This window comes from Prosthecobacter debontii (genome assembly GCF_900167535.1).
In the GTDB taxonomy this organism is placed as follows: domain Bacteria; phylum Verrucomicrobiota; class Verrucomicrobiia; order Verrucomicrobiales; family Verrucomicrobiaceae; genus Prosthecobacter; species Prosthecobacter debontii.
Map to the genome: position 1 here is coordinate 61,819 of NZ_FUYE01000001.1, position 19,866 is coordinate 81,684.

The 19,866-nt window shown below is 56.2% G+C and carries 11 protein-coding genes; 3 read left to right on the top strand and 8 right to left on the bottom strand.

The window, feature by feature from the left end:
• Positions 1 to 25: 25 nt before the first annotated feature.
• Positions 26 to 8,959: a beta strand repeat-containing protein gene (locus tag B5D61_RS00320; RefSeq protein WP_078811308.1), complete on the top strand. Its 8,934-nt coding sequence runs from the start codon at positions 26 to 28 to the stop codon at positions 8,957 to 8,959.
• A 66-nt stretch (positions 8,960 to 9,025) separates the two neighbouring features.
• On the opposite strand, the gene B5D61_RS00325 is transcribed toward B5D61_RS00320, so the two are convergent.
• The 8 genes from B5D61_RS00325 to B5D61_RS00360 form a co-directional block, all read right to left on the bottom strand.
• A complete protein-coding gene (locus B5D61_RS00325) occupies positions 9,026 to 10,039 on the bottom strand; it encodes a nucleoside hydrolase (protein ID WP_078811309.1) in 1,014 nt (337 codons plus the stop codon).
• Between the two features lie 26 nt (positions 10,040 to 10,065).
• Positions 10,066 to 11,076 carry a nucleoside hydrolase gene (locus B5D61_RS00330; RefSeq protein ID WP_217698866.1) on the bottom strand — a complete coding sequence of 337 codons (1,011 nt, stop codon included), beginning with the start codon at positions 11,074 to 11,076 and terminating at the stop codon, positions 10,066 to 10,068.
• Between the two features lie 5 nt (positions 11,077 to 11,081).
• Positions 11,082 to 12,095, bottom strand: a complete 1,014-nt coding sequence (locus tag B5D61_RS00335) for a nucleoside hydrolase (protein ID WP_078811311.1) — start codon at positions 12,093 to 12,095, stop codon at positions 11,082 to 11,084.
• Positions 12,092 to 13,024: an ABC transporter permease gene (locus B5D61_RS00340; RefSeq protein WP_078811705.1), complete on the bottom strand. Its 933-nt coding sequence runs from the start codon at positions 13,022 to 13,024 to the stop codon at positions 12,092 to 12,094. The genes B5D61_RS00335 and B5D61_RS00340 overlap by 4 nt, the downstream gene beginning before the upstream one ends.
• 11 nt (positions 13,025 to 13,035) lie before the next feature.
• Positions 13,036 to 13,971 carry a sugar ABC transporter substrate-binding protein gene (locus B5D61_RS00345; RefSeq protein ID WP_078811312.1) on the bottom strand — a complete coding sequence of 312 codons (936 nt, stop codon included), beginning with the start codon at positions 13,969 to 13,971 and terminating at the stop codon, positions 13,036 to 13,038.
• Positions 13,972 to 13,978: 7 nt separating this feature from the next.
• On the bottom strand, positions 13,979 to 15,067 hold the full coding sequence (locus B5D61_RS00350; protein WP_078811313.1) for a LacI family DNA-binding transcriptional regulator: 1,089 nt from the start codon (positions 15,065 to 15,067) through the stop codon (positions 13,979 to 13,981).
• A gap of 9 nt (positions 15,068 to 15,076) precedes the next feature.
• Positions 15,077 to 15,985: a ThuA domain-containing protein gene (locus B5D61_RS00355; RefSeq protein ID WP_078811314.1), complete on the bottom strand. Its 909-nt coding sequence runs from the start codon at positions 15,983 to 15,985 to the stop codon at positions 15,077 to 15,079.
• Positions 15,986 to 16,065: 80 nt separating this feature from the next.
• Positions 16,066 to 17,526, bottom strand: coding sequence for a DEAD/DEAH box helicase (locus B5D61_RS00360; protein ID WP_078811706.1), 1,461 nt, complete (start codon positions 17,524 to 17,526; stop codon positions 16,066 to 16,068).
• 145 nt (positions 17,527 to 17,671) lie between these two features.
• Between B5D61_RS00360 and B5D61_RS00365 the strand changes: the two genes are divergently transcribed.
• Positions 17,672 to 18,991 carry a hypothetical protein gene (locus B5D61_RS00365; protein WP_078811315.1) on the top strand — a complete coding sequence of 440 codons (1,320 nt, stop codon included), beginning with the start codon at positions 17,672 to 17,674 and terminating at the stop codon, positions 18,989 to 18,991.
• A 40-nt stretch (positions 18,992 to 19,031) separates the two neighbouring features.
• Positions 19,032 to 19,790: a Nif3-like dinuclear metal center hexameric protein gene (locus tag B5D61_RS00370; protein ID WP_078811316.1), complete on the top strand. Its 759-nt coding sequence runs from the start codon at positions 19,032 to 19,034 to the stop codon at positions 19,788 to 19,790.
• Positions 19,791 to 19,866 lie beyond the last annotated feature (76 nt).

Sequence of the window (19,866 nt, forward strand, 5' to 3'; positions counted from 1 at the left end):
CTGTCGTCTCTACCTGTCATTTCTTATGCCAAGCACTCGGCTTACTTCCCTGTCTACAAGTGCCCGCACTCTCTTCCCGAAGATCTCTTCGCTGATGTTCAATGCCACATGGGCGAGCTTAGTCACTCTTGCGACCCCTGCCATAGCTCAGACAGGTTCTTTTGCGGATTGGAATGTGAACGCAGATGGCAATTGGGGGGATGCAAGTCGTTGGACAGGAGCAACACCTTCTTCCACTTACCCTAGCGGTGTCGGAGCAACGGCCAGTGTGGTCCACGACATTGGGGCTACGCGAACGATTTCACTGGTCGATGGCTCGGGCAGTATCGACGTGACGCTCGGCACACTGAGGTTAGGGGACACCAATGCAACTCATGCGTTCGTCCTAGGCTCTGTCAGCAGCGGTGGCAAATTCATCTTCGATAACGGTGGCCTTGGGGCGTTGCTGGATCACAGCGTCAAGACGGGTGGCACTACGACGGATCCGAATAAGAATCCTAACAGTGGAGATCGCATCGATGCTCAAGTTTTGCTCAATGACGACCTGACCATCTTTGCCAACACCAACATTGAATTTAGGAATCTGTGGACGGCTGCTGGCCATGACATCACGCTAACCGGAGCAGGGCGAGTTTACTGGAATGCCAACAATACCAGCACGGCAAAGGGCACTCTCTCGGGCATGGGCAATCTCTACATTTACAATGGCGAGGCTCGTTTTGATGGTATTGCAGGCACGGCGGATTCTAATGTTATTGATGCGCCGGAGATTTATATCGGAGATGGCTTGGTCACGACGGGCAATACGGGTTTCCGCACCTTACCCCGCCTTTATCTGGTCAATACTGAATCCACGCTGACTTCGGATCTCTTCCTCAATGGGGGCATGCTGGTCTCTGACCTTGGTAACCTGACGCCCGTCAATGGCGATGGCATGGTGATCCTGAGTGGTAACTTACAAATCACAGGGGCAGCGGCCACGAATATCATCGATGTCAATGACACCAGCACCTCGGTCGCAGGAACGCCGGAGGTTCATTATGTAACGGGAGTCATCAGTGGCACGGGTGGATTCAGCAAGGTCAATATTGGTAGTCTGAACCTCCAGGCTGACAACACGATCCAGGGTGAGATTTATGTGCAGCGTGCTGGACCCGGAGGGGCGGCTTTGACGGCTAAAGGTGGTCTCACGCTCTCGGGGGCGGACGGTGCCTTCTCTGCGGCTTCAAAATTAATCATGAGCCGCGATGGCAGCTTCTATCTGGATAACTCGAAGGCGGTGAATTTGAACCGTGTTACTGATACCGCAGAAATCATCCTGCGTGGCCAAGGGCGTCTTCGCATGGTGGGAAATGCCAGTGCAGCCACCTCGGAAACCTTGGGGGCGCTGACGGTTGAGACAGGGTCTGGCAAGATCAACTTTGATCTGGATGACACCACACCGCAGTCCACCACACTGACCTTCAGCAGCTTTAATCGTAGCGTGGGTGCCATCGCGCAGTTTCAGGTGCTGGATAACACCCCCGGTGCCTTTGGCTCCTATCTGGGCGGCAATGCCAGACTCAACATCGCGGATCAAGGAGCCTCTGCTGTGCTAAAAGGCGGCGGTGGTGCTAATGGCAGCACGAATCAAACGCTGGTGATCGGTGCCTTTGGAGGGGTCAATAACATCTCCAATCACTTCATGACCTTTGATAAGACGAATCCGACGGAATTGCGTCCGCTCGATTTCGATACGGAGTATCTCAAGAGTTCCACCCTGGTGGATGGCGGTGTGATCCATACCATCAACCCCACCACATTGGGAACGTTGGATCAGAACCTGATGATCAACTACAACGTGGATCGTGATGGCGATGTGAATTGGTATGAAGCTCGTCCGGTGCGGATGACCGCTAACTCGGCCGTCAATTCGCTTCGATTCGGTGTGAATGTGCCCACTGCGGCGAGCAACAGCCAAAACACCAATGAAATCGGCGCGGCCCTGGTGCTCAATCCGGGGGCGGTTCTGTATCTTGGCGATTCCCTGGCTGCTAACACGGGTCTCTCGGGGAATACCGATGGCTCAGGCATGGTCCTCTTCGGAAGGGATGTCACGGGCACGAACCCTGGAAGGAATCAGTTTATCGCGGGCGGTATTTTAGACTTCGGCAGCCGCGAGGCCATCTTCGTCAATGAAAGTGGTAACAGTGCCTTCATTCGTTCCGAAATTCGAGGCACAGGTGGTTTCACCAAAGCGGGTGCACAGACGATCTATCTCGATAACTCGAACAGCTACTCCGGCCCAACTAACATTGCAGAAGGTCTCTTGGTGTTGCGTGATCAACATGCACTGGGGAATTCGAACATCGTCAATATCCAAGGCTCCGGCAGTCTTTATCTTGATCTCGGGACTAATATTGTAAGTTCCGTCTCAGGTGGCGCGGCTCCAGACCTCTATGTGGGGGTTACGGATGCCAGCCGCACGATTCTTTATAGCAATGGCACCAACAATACCTGGGGTGGCAACGTCATCATCGATGCGGTCGATAGCTCAGGTAACTGGGTCTTCGAATCCCGTATTGGCACAAATGCCCTGGCGACCTTGAACATCAATGGTGATATCTATTCCAACGACATCGCCAATCCGATCAATACCGATACGGCCCTGAATGATGCACGACTGCTGACGACCAACGGGACGAGCGCCACGGGAGGTATCATCAACCTCAACGGTCAATTCAAGGATAACATCAATGGTGCTGCAGGTGGAGGCTTGCCCATCAATTCGAATGTGGAAAACCAAGTCCTGCGATTCCAGATCCGTGGCAGTAATGAGCTGGTCGTGAATGCCCGCCAGCAGTGGGACTCGGCAGGGCGTATCTATGTGGAGCAGGGTATCCTGCGTTATGAAGGTGATGGCAACTTCTTCACCGATGGCGCAGCAGCGGCCACCACGACAGGCAATGGCCAGAGTGGTATTCGCATGGGTGGCACAGCGGGCGGCACTAACAATGGCACCGCGAATAACGCCATCATCCTGACCAAACCAGGGCAGGTGCTGAACATCAGTCGCATTGATATCGGCGGCGATGGCAGCAATAATTTTAATGCTCTCGGCAATACAATGCTGGCGGGCACGAACACCTCTGGCACGGTCACTTTCGGTAATGGTGATGAGCGGATTCTTTTCACGCAAGCCAGCTCGACGAACGGTGTGGGCTTTAATCGTGATCTATCCGTTTATGCGGCGGAAGGTGGCACCGTAGATCTGAATTTCTGGCTGGATGACCAGGGGGGCAATGTCTCTTCCTGGTTGACCAAGATTGGCCGTGGGACAGTCAACTACAACAGCCGCAATAGCAGCCAGGCATCGGATGTGGAAGGTGTTTTCCTTTCGGGAGGTTTGCTGAGGCTAACGAATTATACACTCGGAACGGGTGTCCGCTTTGCCACCGGAGCACGCACCATTTTTGGGGGTGGTGGCCTGGAAATGGATGGGACGGCAACGAGCAATCGCACAGAAAACCTCACGGGTGATGTGCGCATCATGGCGGGTGGCACGGATGTGATTGTCAGTTCGGCGGCTGGGCGGACGACGACGCTGAATATTGGCGCCACGACAGCGACCTTTACTCGTGAGTCGGGTGGCACGCTGGCTTTGGTGGAAAATACCAATGGTGGTGTGGCCTCGGTGATCACCCTCAATGGTGCCACTGCGCCTGCGGCCGGATCTTTGATTGCCTACTCCTCATACGGTAGCGGCATAGGCACAGCCTTTGCCACGGACTTTGCAATGAGAGCGGATGCGTTGGGGAATATCACCGGCTTTAGCGGTGCTACCCGTCAGAATGAAGATAATACTTCGCTCTGGACGAACGGTAACGATATCAGTGAAGGAGCTTCAGGCTTTGGCGCAGCAACGACCAATGCTGGTGCAAGCATCAACAGCCTTCATTTCGATGCCAATGTCGCTAGCACTGTGAATGTGGATGCGGGAGGACTGACCATCACCAGTGGTGGCCTTCTCATCAGCTCAGGGATTGATGTGTCTACCTCAACGAAAACAATCACTGGAGGCACCCTTTCTGCCGGCGGCGGAAACGATCTCATCATTCATCATTATGGAGCGGGAACCCTCACCATCGAATCCGCTATTGGAGGCGCTTCTTTGGTGAAAACAGGCACGGGGGACATGGTCTTGACGGCCATGAATACCTACACGGGTAACACTTACTTTAACGGAGGCAGTGTCTCCATCTCCTCCCAGTCTGCTTTGGGTGTAACGCCAGTATCGCTCACAGCAAACAATCTTTACTTCAACGGAGGCACTCTTCACACCTCTGCGGACATGAGCCTGGATGCAAATCGCGGAATTCTGTTCGGCGGTAATGGTGGAGCGATTGATGTGGAGGCTTCCACAACTCTGACGGTCAATGGTCAAATGGCCTCGGAGGCCAGTGTTTTTGGGTATGTCTCGAATGTGGCTGTGGGGCGTTTGGATAAGCTCGGAGCAGGCACATTGGTGCTTACTCAATTTGATAACGCCTACAACGGACTCACCGATATTCGTGAAGGTACATTGATCTGGGCTCCTGGCGTCGAGGGTTCCACCACACGCTCTCCGTTCGGGTCCAACAGTGCTTTCTTGGATGGAACCATTGTCCGTAGTGGTGCTACCTTAGAGATCGCTGCCACGGGAACCTCGACCAACCAAACCACGACGATGCAAGAGTGGTTTACCTTCGAAGGCGGCAGCACGCTGAATGTCTCTCTGCTTGCGGCCAATGATCGTAACCTTGTACTGAACGGTGTGATCAAACTCGATAGCCTGGGGCATATAGGCACGCTGGATGGCATTTCTACTGCAGACACCATTGCTGGCGCAACGACGATCAATGTCGGACGCCGAACCACTCACTTGAATAATGCCGGTGGGTATCTGACGGGCGATGGCGGGATCACCAAAATTGGTGCTGGTGCCCTGGCCTTCCGTGAGAATAACCCTGAGTGGACTGGGCAGCTCATCGTCAATGAAGGGCTTGTGGAAATTTACAGTGCTGGATATGCCCTCGGCACAGGCACGATGCCGATCATCCTGGGGCATAACCTATCTGCCGAACTCGCAGGTGAGGCAGTCAGTGGCAATACGACAGTTCAGCTGTTCTTCCGTGATGAGGGAGGTTACCGAGATGTCTCGACCATCACCCAGGACATCATCGTGCGTGCAGATGAAGGCGCAGGCACCCAGGCGAAGCACATTGGAGCCCGCTACATGGCCGATGTGGATGTAGTCAATTTTGCCGGGAATCTGACACTCAACGATGATGTCACCTTCTTTTACCAAGATGACGTGAGGAACTCCACTGACCAGTTTAATGAAACAAGTTCGAGCACGGCGGCTGCCAACACGCGTAACGATACGCGTTCTTATGGTGCCGCGCTGAATGTGGAAACGATTTTCATCAATTTTGATGGCGACATCATCGGTTCGAAGAGCATCACCACTCGTGTGGATCAAGGTGGGAATGGAAATGCGACCAATGGGAGTATCACCGGTGCCAATGATGACTTTGTGCTGCGGCCTGTGTTTGGTCTCAATGGCGATAACTCGGCTTGGACAGGCTCGCTGACGCTGGGAAATACCAGCAGTGATGTGGACCGCGAGCATCTTGTCCGCTTCGGCCAATCGTCCAGCATCTCATCGGCTAACGATGTGATTATGCATCACAATGCCTCTCTACAGGCGGGTGGTCAAAACATCACCATCGGCAGTTTGATCAATCCCACAGGGGCCGCCACGATCGATAGCTACATTGAAAATGCCGCTACCTCACCAGGGGTGATTACCATCAATCAGCTCACGGACGCCACCGTCGGCATCATCTTCCGTGATGGCATCAATTTTTTCCAGCTTCAGGCGGGTGAAGTGGATGCTTCACTGTCCATTGTGAAGACGGGGGGAGCGATGCTGGAATGGCTGAAAGGAAACAGCTATTCGGGCTCCACCACGATTGATGCTGGCGAACTGAAACTCAGTTACGGGGCAGATGCATCGATGCTCGCAGACTCCGCCTCACTGATCATTCGTGATGGGATGTTGAATCTGGCGGGAACGGTTGCCCATCAAGAGATCGTCAGTGGCACCACCATTGATGGAAATGCCCGCATCATTCGTTCGGCCGGCAGTTCGACGATCCAACTCAATGCGATAAACTACATCAGCGGCACCCTTCACATCAGTGAGGATAACATTGCCACCACAGATACCTTAAACGATCCGACAACAGGCATCATTGGTGTCTGGGCTACGGTGGGTGGAAGTTGGGCGGTGAATGCCACCAATTCCGTTGACGGCGCACTGGTCGGTCTCACGACGTTTTCGGATGTAAATCGCCTCGGCGGAGTGATTCCAGATGGAGCGGCGCTGAATGTTCGTATCATCGAGGCTGGCAGTTCTGGTCCTGTCACGCTTGGCGCAGGAACAACGGTGATCAATACCTTGCTCCAAGGTGCTAGCGGTGGCGCGGGTGTAGAAGCTGCATTCGTGCAGATAGGCGCGACAGAGACGCTCCGAATCGCTTCGGGTGGGATTCTGCTGCCTTCGACCAGTTCAGCACTCACTTTCGGTGGCACGGGTGCTTTGACGGCAGGCGTCAATCTGAACGATGACGCGGTTCTGAATCTCCAGAACGAAAGCGTGACTGAGGCTCTGACGGTGGGAGTCAGCATCACTGACAACGGCACGGGCCAGGTCGGTGTGGCAACGCCTGGAGTTGGAAACGTGATTTTCACTGGCACTAATAGTTACTCCGGACAGACTCAAGTGACGTGGGGGACTTTGTCAGTGGGTGATGGTGGAACAACGGGCACTTTGGGAACAGGGGCCGTCGAAGCCGCGGCAACGGGCACGCTTCGTTTTAATCGTTCAGATTCAGCACTCAGCATTGTTGGACCTGTGAATGGTGCGGGAACGGTCATTCAAACTGGATCAGGAACGACGACGCTGAATAGCTCGACTGTGCTGAATGAGCTGAATTTCATTCTTGCTGGAGGAACGCTAGCGACGGGTGCGGATCAGGCGATCAATACGACTCGACCATTGATCTTCGGTGATACTGTGGCCAGCACATCCGTCGGTTCACTGGATCTGACTCTGGGTAGTGCCACGGTGGGGGGGCTGCAGGTGCAAACCAACACCACGACGGCGAACGAAATACTCATCGGCTCAGGCAAGACCCTTCAGGTGAATGGCAATGTTCTGATCGGTATCAATGTCGCTCCTAGCGGGACTGGAACTCCGGTTTTCCCGAACACTGCGCTGACCGTCTCTGGGGGTGGGCAGTGGGTGGTGAATAGCCTTGGAGGCAGCTTCCAGATTGGCGGTGGAACGGGCAGCGTGAATGCCAACCGCGTGGTGGTTGATTTGTCTGGTTTGGCCAATTTCTCCGTGGATCTAGGCAGCTCCGGCACGTTCCGGCTAGGAGATGCCAATGGCAATTCTTCGGGTTCTGGTAATGCCACTTCCTCTCTGCTGCTGGCTGAGAATACCACCATCACGGCTTCGCTGTTGGGTATCGGTGATCGTCAAGGTGTGGGGGGCAGTAGCAATGCGCTAAGGATGGGAGCAGGCACGACTGTGTTTAATGTGAACACACTTTCGGTTGGTGATCGGGGCCAGCGTGGCACCGGCAGCCTGAACTTTGCCGGGAGCACTGGGACGCTGAAAGTGCGTGCTGCCGATGGGGTTGGCCGAACGGTGATGCACGTCCTGAGTTCCTCGGCGGGCACAGGTTATGATCTTTCAGGCACCGTGAACCTTCTGGGGCACGATGCGGATTTACTACTCAGCACTTTGGAGATCGGTATCCGCACCAATGGTAACGGGTCGGGCATCGGCACGTTCTCTTTTGATCAAGGGACACTGGACGTCACTTCTATCTCCATCGGCAGGAAGACAGGAGGTGCGGGAACGGAGAGCGATTCGGTGGTGGGCACGCTGAACATCGGTGGCGGCACGGTGATTGTTGGGGAGGGCGGCATCGCGATGGCTGAAAATAGCTCGACGGGAACCTCGCCCTCCAGTGGTGTGCTGAATTTCACAGGCGGTGACATTCAGATCGGTGGAGACATCCTTAAAATCGGCACCACAGGGGCGGCTGCCGCTTCAGCGACTCTGAATCTCACGGGCACTGCGGTCCTGGATATGACTGGGCATGCCATCGGCTCAGTTTCGCAGCCTTTGGATTCTTTGATTCTCGATAGCGGCACACTCAAGAACGTGAGCCAGATCAATGGCGGAACGACAGGCCTTATCACGGCGGGTAATGGCGGCACCTTGATCCTGGCCGGCAATAACAACTACAGCGGGGGAACCCAGATCAACACAGGCACCTTGCTGATTGCTAGCGCAGCCACTACCGGTTTCGGAAATGTCGCGGTGAATGCGAATGGGGTCCTTGCAGGTGTCGGCACCGTGCGTGGAGATACGACCATTTCCCTGAATGGAGCTGTCAGTCCGGGTTTGGGCGCTGGCACTGTCGGCACGCTGACCTGGGCTTCGGGGATGGACTTGAGCTTTGAATCCGGTTCCAGCGCGAGCTTCCTGCTCGGCTCGACCTCGGGTGTCAGTGATCAACTTGCCAGCGAAGGGCTGGGCACGCTGACGCTGGATGCAGGCACCACCTTCAATGTGACGGGTTGGGACTCGGCTTATGTGCCCAACGGTGGCGACTCCTGGCAGATCTTGGATTGGGGAACTATCACTGGAAGCTTTGAAGTGGGAACCAACTTCCGCTCATCAGGTTCAGGTGGTGGGGATCTCTTCTTGCCAGACTTAGGAGGCGGTCACTTCTGGGATGTTTCGAACTTTATGAGCGCAGGTGTTATTACCGTGGTGGCCATTCCTGAGCCTGGTCGTGTTTCCTTCCTGCTTGTGGGAGGTTTGTTGTTGATGATGCGCCGTCGGCGTAAGTCGTGAGTCGGTGAACGAAAAGGGGCGGTCCAATGGCCGCCCCTTTGAGTTTAAAGATCAGGTTTGATCAGCTTACTTGGCAGGTGGTTCCACACAAAGCTGCACAATCGCTTCACGCACTCGCGAAGCTTGCTCGGGAGACATGACTAAATACCGGTGGCGGCCTTTGCCATCCTTCGTGGGACGATACCATGTGGCGCCGTTATCTTCCACGGTCACACCGCCACCAGGGGAGAGATCAAAGTAACCGCGATCTGGATAGATGACGTAGAGGACAGCCGTCGGGTCCCATGTCGGACGATCATGGGGAGGTGGATTGTAGAGATAGTAAGCTTCCTTCAGCGGGTGATGTTTCACATACTCAAAGTCCTTCTCGATGCTCACATGCGGATAGGCGGCGGCGACACCGATCTCATAACCACTCCACACGATGGGGGTGGGCCAGTGAACCGCCAGCTTCTGAGCGGCTGGGATGTCTTTGATCACATTGTATTCCAGATGGCGCGTATTCCAGTTCACCGTCTGGAAAGCACCTGCCATGATGGCGAGCACCGTGACTTTCTTTTTGATCAAGTCGCGACCACTGAGCGGTGAATGCTCATCTGCTTGGGAGTCTAGCAGGCGCGAGAAGTTGGTAAAGAAGCCGACCTGAGCCAGGGCCACAGAGTTGTCAGGCTGAGCTGCCAGCAGCTTACGGATCAGACCGACAGCTTCCGGGGCATCCGCACCGCTGAGGAGGTCATGGGGATAACGGAAGCTGCCATCTGCATTCTTTTCATCGGCCAGCAGGTTGAATCTGCCGGGTTCTGGAGTGGCTCCATTTCGCACGACACCGATGGGAGTGTCGGGATAGCCATGGAAGGTGTTGATGGCGTCAACGAAGGCTGCGGCCTGGGGATGATCCTTGGTGATCGTCACTGCAAGCAATTCACAAGCGCCACGCTTTTGCAGGTTGTGAATCATCTCCAGAGCCATCACGTCGTCCACGTCATTACCCATATCGGTATCGAAGATGAGCTTGACGGGAGCGGCTTGAGACCAACTGCCAAGGGCAATCAGAAGCAGGGGGAATAAAGTTCGTTTCATGCAGGGTTGGTTGGGTTGGGTGAGATTTAGCGGGTTCTTTTGGAAGGTGGTGCGGCCATCAGTTCACCGATAATCTTTTGCAAAGCGGAGGGACCGTTTTTGATTTTCACGTAGCGATGCGGGCGCGGCCAATCCCGTGACCATTCGGTGTGACCATCGGAGTCCACGATCACGCGCCCTTTATCCACCACGTCCCAAAGTTCGGGTTGGGGACCTCGCACGGCGAGTAGCACGGTGGCTTGATCATGGCTGGGTTTGCCGTGTTCCAGCGCAGGTTTGCCATGATGCATGCGCAGCTCGAAAGCTCGCCTCACCGGATTATTGGAGGGGGTAGCCTGAAGCTCTGAGCCCGTGATGAGGGCTGCGCCGATTTCATACCCCTGCCACAGGAGCGGACCTCGCCATTCATTGACCACGCTGACAGCCGCCGGTGGGTCGAGCTTGATGTTGGTTTCAGGATTGGCGGTGCGTGGAAAACCGCCGCCCATGATGACGGTGAGCTTCACCTTTTTCATCACCAACTCGGTGCCGGAAAGCGGGCTGAATTCATCGGCCTTAGAATGCCATAGATCTTCCAGATTGCTTAAAGCTCCGACGCTACAAATCACCACGCTGCCGTCAGGTTGCGCAGCTAAAGTCCGGCGGTAGATGGCCAGAGCATCAGGCATCTCGTCATCGGGTTTCGCTTGATGAGGAAATTCATCGCGCAGGGCCGGCGTGTAGCTGCTGGCTCTCCCCCCTGAAATCTTGGCTCCATCTTTGTCTGTGCCGATGGGGATGTTGCCCCGTCCATAGTAGGTGTTGATGGCGGCACATGCGGCGGCAGACGCATTGCCCGGGCATTTGCGATTGGTCACCTCCGCCAAGATTTCAGCTTCACCGCGGTCAGCTAAAGCATGCAGCACGGCTAGGGCTCCGACGTCATCGCAGTCATTCGCCATGTCTGTGTCAAAGATCACTTTGACCGGTTCGGCTGTTGCCAAAGACGCTGACACGCAGAAACTGGTGAGAATGCACAATAAGTTAGGCTTTGGCATGACGATCATTTTCTGGGAGGTTGAGCCGTCAGGTGAACCATCGCTTCCAGCGCACGAGCTCTTTGAGCGGATGTCAGAGTGAGAAAGCGGTCGCGCGGTGTGGAGCTGTTATCTTTTTTGGGAAGGGTGAAACGTGTGAAACCATCGTTTTCCACCGACACCCAACCACCTTTCGAAAGCCCGAAAATATCGCGATCAGGAAACACAGCATAGAGGACGCTGCTTTGATCCCAGCAAGGTCGGTCATGCTCAGGACCACTGTGGAGCAGGTAGGCTTCTTTGACGATGTGATGCGGCACGTAGTCAAAGTCCCGCGCGATGCTCTGGCGTGGATAGGGGAGGGAAACTCCGATTTCATAACCGCTCCAGACAACCGGCACTTCTTGAGGCCAATCACGTGCCACCGTTTGCATGGCAGCAATGCCGTTGATGACGTTGGCTTCCAGGAAATGATTGTTGGCGTCGATCGTTTCAAAAGCGCCAGCCATGATGGATAGCAGCTTCACCTTTTGCCGGATCAGAGTAGGACCGTCGAGAGGAGATACGGTATCGGCTTTAGATCGCAGCAGATTGGCCATGTTGGAAGCGATGCCGACACTGACAAGGCTGACGCTGCCGTCCGGCTGAGCGGCGAGCAATTGTCGGAGCAATGCCACCGCTTCAGGCACATCGTCATTGCTGCGGATGTTGTGGGGATAATTAGCAGAATCGGCGAGCTTCAAATAACGACTCTCCCGTTTTTGCGCCGTTTCGTCTCGGGTGACACCAATGGGCAGATCAGGTCTCCCATAAAAGGTATTTTGAGCGTCCACAAAAGCCGCCGTCTGAGGATTCTGTTTGGAAATGGTGACACCTAGCAAGTGACAGGCTCCACGATCAGCCAGCGAATGCAGCATGGCGAGCGCCAGCACGTCATCCACATCCCCCGTGATGTCGGTATCGAAGATGATGCGAGGGATATCTCCGTGAACGGTGCTGATGGCCAAACAAGCCGCGAGAGTGGATAACCAAGTTTTCATGCTTTTCTCCTCCAGGTGTCCGCCAAGACGGCGGCAACAATGACTGCCCCAGTGACCACGCGTTTCATGGGTTCCGAGGCACCAATCTGCACGAGGCCTGCCTCCAAAGTGGCGATGATGAGCACCCCCAGAAAGCTTTTTACGACGGAGCCGCGACCTCCCATCAAACTGGTCCCGCCGACAACGACCGCGGCAATGGCAGAGAGCTCGAATCCGACACCTGCATTGGGGTCCGCTGAACCGAGGCGAGAGCAGTTGAAGACTGCGGCTAGGCCTGTGAGAAGGCCTAACAGGGAGTGGGCAAGAATGCGGGGGCGATCCACGGGGACGCCCGAGACGAGAGCCGCTTCACGGTTGGCACCGATGGCAATGAGATGTCTGCCGAAAGCCATGTGCGAGAGCATGATTTGTCCGACAGCCACGATGACCAGCGAAATAACAAAGGCGGGTGAGATGACCAGCCCACCAATCGGTGCGCCAAGGGACTCGATGCTTGCACCGATGTATTTCGTTTGTGAATCGGTGGTGAGGAAAGAGAGTCCGCGTGCGATCTCCAGCATGCCCAGGCTGACGATGAAAGAAGGCAAGCGGAGTTTCACACTCACGGCTCCAGTGAGCCATCCCATGAAAGTGCCGGCAGCAAGGCTCACGGCCAGGGCACCGGGAAGCCCCCAGTGCTGATCGGCCATCATGACTCCCACGATGGCACCACAGAATCCCAGCAAGGAGCCGACCGAGAGATCAATGCCGCCCGTGACCATCACCAAGGTCATCCCTGTGGCTACCAAGGCTAAAGCAGGGATACGATTCGCGACCGACCCCAGCGTGGCGGCGCTGAAGAAGCTATCCCGCATGCAACCGAAGAGCACGATCATGCCTGCCCAGACGGCAATCAGAACGAAAAAATCTGCCCAGCGACGGAAGTTCATGGGTGTGAGAGTCACTTGGAAATCACATCCACCGCCGTGGTCTGATCGGCGGGGTTTTCACCACCTTGGAGAACCTTCAGTGCGGCTTCGATGCCATACACTGCGAGTTGATCAGCATGCTGATCTGCGGTGGCGATGACACGACCATCTTCCAACAAGGGTTTGATGGCGCTGATGTTATCGAAACCGACAATGAGCACTTGGCCAGACTTGCCTGCCGATTGGACAGCTGCGGCAGCGCCGAGAGCCATGTTATCATTGGCACAGAGCAGCGCTTTCACGTGGGGATGCGCACTGAGAATCCCGGCCGCGACCGTGTTGGCTTTTTCCATCTCCCACTGACCGCTTTGCGTGGCGACGATGTTCATGCCTGCTGCCTTCATGGCATCCTCAAAGCCAGCCCGGCGTTGCTGGCCATTAAAGGCGGTGGTGACACCTTCAATAATGGCGACTTCATCTCCGGCTTTGAGTTTTTTGGCCAGGACATCTCCCACCTTCTTAGCTCCTTCGCGATTGTCGGGTCCGACGAAGGGGACGTTTAACCCCGCTTGTTTCAGCACGTCGGCATCCAGCTTGTTATCAATGTTAATAACGAGAACTCCCGCTTGTTGAGCACGCTTCAGGGAAGGCACCAGGGCTTTGGAATCCGCCGGGGCGATAATGAGGGCCCTGGCTCCTTGAGCGACCATTTGTTCGACAAGGTTCACCTGCTCGGAAAGGTCGGTTTCGTTTTTGATGCCACTGACCAGAAGCTCATAGTCGGCAGCATGCGCAGCCTGATGCTTCTTGGCTCCCTCTGCCATGTTGCTGAAAAATTCGTTCGCCAGGGATTTCATGACCAAGGCGACCTTGGGTTTACCTGAGCTGGAATCGGAGGTGGAAGCCGGTTTGCAAGCAATGAGGCTGAGGGCCAAAAGGGGCAGCAGGAGACGTGAGGTGAGTTTCATGGCTGGATTAGCGCAAACGTTTGCGCAAAGGAGTTCTTTCGGTCAATCTTATTCTGTTGGAACCTGCCAGCGGCGCGACCGAGGCGCGTTGGATCAGGGTGACAGGGAGAAGAATCTCCTGCTTATGAGAATTCAATGGGGTGCGCGCGAGCTGTTGAAACAGTAGATCCATGGCGGTCTCAGCCATCTTCTCCACAGGCTGTGAGAGGGTGGTCAGCGGCGGATCCACCAACTCTGCCCAGGGCTGCTCGTCGAAGGAGATGAGCGAGACATCATCCGGCACCTTGAGTTTCAGATGGCGCAGAGCCTGCAAGGCTCCGAGGGCGATGAGGTTTCCTAAGGCCATAATGGCCGTGGGCCGTGGGTTTGACTGGCTGAAGAGTTCATGAACAGCCGAACGTCCGGTTTCGATGGCGTAGTCATGACCGATCACGAGCTTGGCATTCACGGGGACTCGGGCTTCTTGGAGCGCCTGTTGATAACCGAGCACGCGTTGCTGATTGGCGGATGAAGCAGGTAACCCTTGGAGACAGACGATATGGCGATGCCCCTGTTCGAGGAAGTGTTGCACGGCTGCCTTGGAGGCTTGTCGGTTATCACTGGTGACACAGGGGCCTGCATAGCCTGTGGGCACGCGATCGAGCAGGACTAAGGGCCAGTTCTCAGATCCCGTCTGGTGAAGGTGATCCCCGCTAATCCCCACCGGTGCGACGACGAGGCCATCCACACGACGGCTGCGCATGAGCTTCACGGATTCCGCTTCGACTTCGACATTCTCCTGGGAGTCCGCCAGTAGCACCGAGTAGCCCTTGGCTCTCGCGAGGTGCTCGATGTGGCGTGCTAATGAAGCAAAGAAGGGGTTGGAGACGTCTGGGATGATCAGGCCGATGGTCTGTGTGGTGCGCAGGCGTAGCCCTCTTGCCACTTCGTTCACGACGATGCCTTGCTGGCGTGCGGCGCGCATCACACGCTCCTGGGTATCTGTGCTGATGCGATAGGCTGCGGCCTTACCACTGAGCACTCGAGAGACGGTGGAGACGGAGAGTCCGGTGGCCTCAGCCAGATGTTTCAGACCGTCTTGGGGGAGGGAAGCCATGATGGGAGCTTACTTCTTCGCGGCTGTTTTTTTCAGGAAGACTTTGCGGTCCCAGTTCTTCGCCAGATCTTCGGGAGTGGTCTCGGATGAGGCTCCGCCCGCAGGCACCTCCAGCTTACTGGTCCAGAGGATGCCATTCAGCAGTAGCTTACGTTGGTTAGGCTCAGACCAGTTGCTGTGCAGGTCACAGCCCGTGAAGCCGAAGCTGCGTCCACCGTTCGGGCGTTCATAAGCCCAGGCCACGGTTTCAGCACGTCCGGCATGGCTTTTGGCATCCTCCGTTTTGCGACTGCTGTCGGGCATGGGGCAGGCCAGGAGGGAAGTGACTCCTGTTTGGGCAAAATGAAGGTTGTAAAGCCACCCATCTTTAAGCAGTTCAAAAGGGACGATACCCTGATTCACTGCATGAGTAGGCACGGCATTAAACTTCACGTCCCAATGACCGCGACAGCCGATGTCACTCTGAAAAGCGGCACCGAACCAATTTTGAAAATCGGTTGCTCGGTCTGCGTGACAATCAATCGCTTGATGGAGAATGACGAAGCCAGTCCCCGCATCCGCAAGAGCTTTCATGCGTGCCCAGCGCTCGGGCGCGAGGAAGGCCAGCTTATCGCCGCCATCCATGTAGATGACTACACTGTGTGCTCCCTCCAGCACAGCCTCATTCTTCGGCCAGCCATCGGCCACCATGACGGGGGCGACCCCCGGCACGCTTTTCAGCCAGTCCGCCATTAAAGAGCAGCCGGCGAAGTATTCGTGCTGCCCAGGTTTGTTACTGGGGGAACCTGCAAGCAGAACGATCTTGGCTTGAGAGGGATCGGTGGGGAGACTTTCCAGCGGCACCTGCTGCTGCTCACCGGTCAATTCCGCTTGGGCCGCGGAGGTGAGAAGAAGGGAGAGGAAAAGGAAAGGGCGCATGACAGAGAGCGTGAATGATGGCTTGGGTATAAAGCAAGCATCAAACGCTGCTAAGGCATGAGCCCTTCCAGAAACTGGGATTAACGCCCGGATAAACGCCGCCAGATGCTGCGCTTGGCAGGTTGCTCTTGCGCTGGCGCAGGTGGTTTACCCTGGCCATCGGCTCGTGCGGGGGGGCGCTGCTGGGGTTTGGATTTCTGCTGCCCGCGTGGGTCGCGTCCGCCGGATTGCGGCCGTCCCTGCTTGTCTGCGGAGGGTTTGCCGCCCTGCTGACGTGGAGGGCCTCCTTGTTGTTCGCCTTGGCCTTTTTGATCCCCTTGACCTCCCTGCGGTTTGCCTCCACGGCCCTGACCCTGAGGGCGGGCGCGAGGATCGCGATAACGCGGTGGTTCTTCTCCACGTGGAGGAGCTGAGGCGGTGTAATCAAAGCCGTCCGCTTTCTTGCGAACCAGACCTCGACCGATGAACTTCTCCAGGGCACGAAGAGAGGCCTGATCCTCAGGGCTGATGAAGCTGATGGCATCACCGATGGCTTGAGCGCGTCCGGTGCGGCCGATGCGATGCACGTAATCCTCGGCATGCATGGGGAAGTCGTAGTTCACCACATGGGAGATGCCATCCACGTCAATGCCACGTGCCGCGATGTCGGTCGCCACGAGCACACGCACTTCTCCGGATTTGAAGTCGGCCAGCGCTTTGAGGCGTTGATTCTGGGAGCGGTTGGCATGCAGGGTAGCGCACTTGACGCCGGTCTGTTCCAGCTTGCGTGCGACTCGGTCAGCCCCGTGCTTGGTGCGGGTGAAGACGAGCACCATGTTCAGGGAGTCATCGCGTAACAAGTGATTCAGTAAGGTGATCTTCAAGTGCGCCGGGACTTCATACACCCACTGAGCGACGGTTTCTGCAGGATTGGACCGGCGGCCGATCTGCACGGTCTTCGGGCGATGCTGAAACTCGTGCGTGAGGGCTTCGATCTCTTTGGAAAGCGTGGCGGAAAAGAGCAGGGTTTGGCGCTTTTTCGGGAGCTGTTTGACGATGCTTTTAATGCTGGGCAGGAAACCCATGTCGAGCATGCGGTCGGCCTCATCGAGCACGAGATTTTGTAGGCCGCTGAAGTCGCCATAGCCCTGGTTCATGAGATCTAGCAAGCGGCCAGGCGTCGCGATGACGATGTGGCAACCGGAACGGAGGGCCTGGATCTGAGGGCGCTCGCCCACGCCGCCGAAGACCTTGGCAATCGTCAGGGGAAGATGCTTGGCATAGGCCAATACATTTTCTTCGATTTGTACGACCAACTCACGGGTGGGAGCTAGGATGAGGACCTGGGTGCCACGCCGCTGGGGCTGCATGGCCAGACGTGTGAGGATAGGGAGCGTGAAGGCGGCTGTCTTGCCTGTGCCGGTCTGGGCGATGCCAATGAGATCGGTGCCCGCGATGATGGGCGGAATGGCGGCGGCTTGGATCGGCGTGGGTTCGGTGTAACCCGCTTCGGCGATGGCTTGGAGAATTTTGGGATCGAGACCCAGTGCTTTGAAAGGCATCGCTGAGGATGCACGGGATTGGGCCAAGTGCGAGTGGTTGTTTTGATCTCCGGGTGGGAGAACCGATGAAAATTGTAACTGGCAAGAGTCGATTTTTTGGCATTCTTGAACCCTGTCGGCTCCGAACCCTTCAGAGATCTTGGTCATGAACACACGCCTTCTGAAATCCGCCTGCCTTGCGTTACTCCTGGGGCCTTTTATCGTCGGTTCCACGATGGGGCAGGACGTCATGGCCTCACCCGAGGCTGAATCCGTAGCGAAGAAGCTGCGCTCGGATATGATCGTTCCCGGGGTCGCTCTGGCTGAGGGGGTCTCCGAGATCACCGGCGTGGCCATCAGCCCGTTGCTGGGCATGAGCGCCATTGGGGCCTGGAAATATTACGACACGGTTCCGGAGATGCGGGATCGTTTGCCTTGGTATTGCCATCCGTATGCCTGGGGCACAGGTTTGGCGATCATTGGCATGTGCTTTTTGAAGGACTTTCTCGGCGCAGCCGCTCCGGCCTTGGTGAAGAAGCCCTTGGATTTTGCCGAACTGTTTGAGGATAAGGCCAGCGCCCTCGTGGCAAGCACAGCGTTTGTGCCCTTGGTGGCCTTGGCGATGTCGCAGATTCAGAGCATCCAGCCGCAGGCCATGGATGGCATGGCGGCTTCAGGTTTGGCCATGCTACCGCTCGGCAGTGCGCTGGGTGCGACCCTGAACACCCCCTGGCTGACGGTGCCTGTCTCCGTCTTCATTTTCATCGCGGTGTGGTTGAGTTCACATGCCATCAACGTGCTGATCGCTTTGTCGCCTTTTGGGATTGTGGATGCCGGCTTGAAGCTGACCAAGCTTGGGCTTCTAGCCATCGTGACGGGGAGTGCGGCCTTGATTCCTTACAGCCCGATTCCTGCGTTGGTGGTATGCTCCATCATCATTCTGGCCGGTCTGCTGATGGCGGGTTGGTCTTTCCGACTCACGCTGTTTGGCACGTTGATGGGCCGCGATTTTCTCCTGAACAAACGTGCCGAGAAAGCCGACCTTGATCAGGGTGTGAAAGGCTTCTTGGCGCGTCGGACTCAGAGCGTGCCTGTGCGCACCTGGGGTAGGCTGGACCACGATGAATCTGGCGCGGTGTGTTTCCATTATCGCCCCTGGCTGGTCCTGCCTGAGAGAAGGCTGCCGCTGGTGGCTGAAGGTGTGGTGATGTGCCGTGGCATGATGCATCCGAGCGTGGCGCATCGTCCTGATGCAGACACACGCTTACGCAGTTCGATCATCCTGCTGCCGCGTTATCGTAAGCTGGAGGAATCCATCGCCACCAAGTTCGGCTGGCAAGAGATCACGGACAGCGCCCTGCTGCGAGGTTTCAAAGCCATTCGCCAGTGGCTGGTGGAGATGCTTTCCCGCAGGGAAGAATCTGGTGGAAGCACGCTCGGCGACCTCGGCATAAGGCGCAAGGCCTCGATCATCTCTTGCTGGTGAATGCTCGTTGATGCAGGCTAATTAAAATCAACCCTGGCCCATGAATCTACCCGACCTCACCGCTTACCTCGATACTCTTTTGCGCATCCGCGAACTGCCGGATTATTCCAATGCGGTAAACGGACTGCAACTGGCCAATCGCAAAGGTGAGGTGACGAAGATCGTGGCTGCGGTGGACGCGACGCTGCCCGTGGTGAAGAAGGCCATCGCGGCGGGGGCAGATCTGCTGATCGTACATCACGGCATGTTTTGGAGTGGGCTCCAACCGTGGACCGGAGCCACGTTTGAGCGCATGAGCTTGGCCTTGGAAAATAACCTCGCCATCTACAGCGCGCATTTGCCTTTGGATGTGCATCCCGACCTCGGAAACAATGCGCAAATTGCAAAGGCTATGCAGTTGGTGCCTAGCGGTGGTTTCTTGGATTATAAGGGGATGTCTGTTGGTGTGACCTGCGAGTCTGCTTTGTCATTGGAGGAAGTGGTGTCGAGATTTACCAGCGCCTTGGATGGTGGTCGAGTGCATGTCTGTGCAGGTGGGCCGAAGATCACGCGCAAGATTGGCATTTCCTCGGGTGGTTCGGGCTCGGAAGTCGCCGCAGCGGCGAAGGCGGGCGTGGATACTTTCATCACGGGGGAAGGCCCGCACTGGAGTTATACCTTGGCTGAAGAGTTGGGCATCAACGTCCTGTATGGGGGACACTATGCGACGGAGACCTTTGGTGTGAAGGCTCTCGCTCAACACCTCCAGGGGCAGTTTGATTTGCCCTGGCAATTTGTGGATCACCCGACTGGGCTTTGATTAAACAACCACGGAACATGCTGAATACACGGAAAGTGTTTTTAGATTTCCGTGTGTTTCGTGTCTTCAGTGGTTG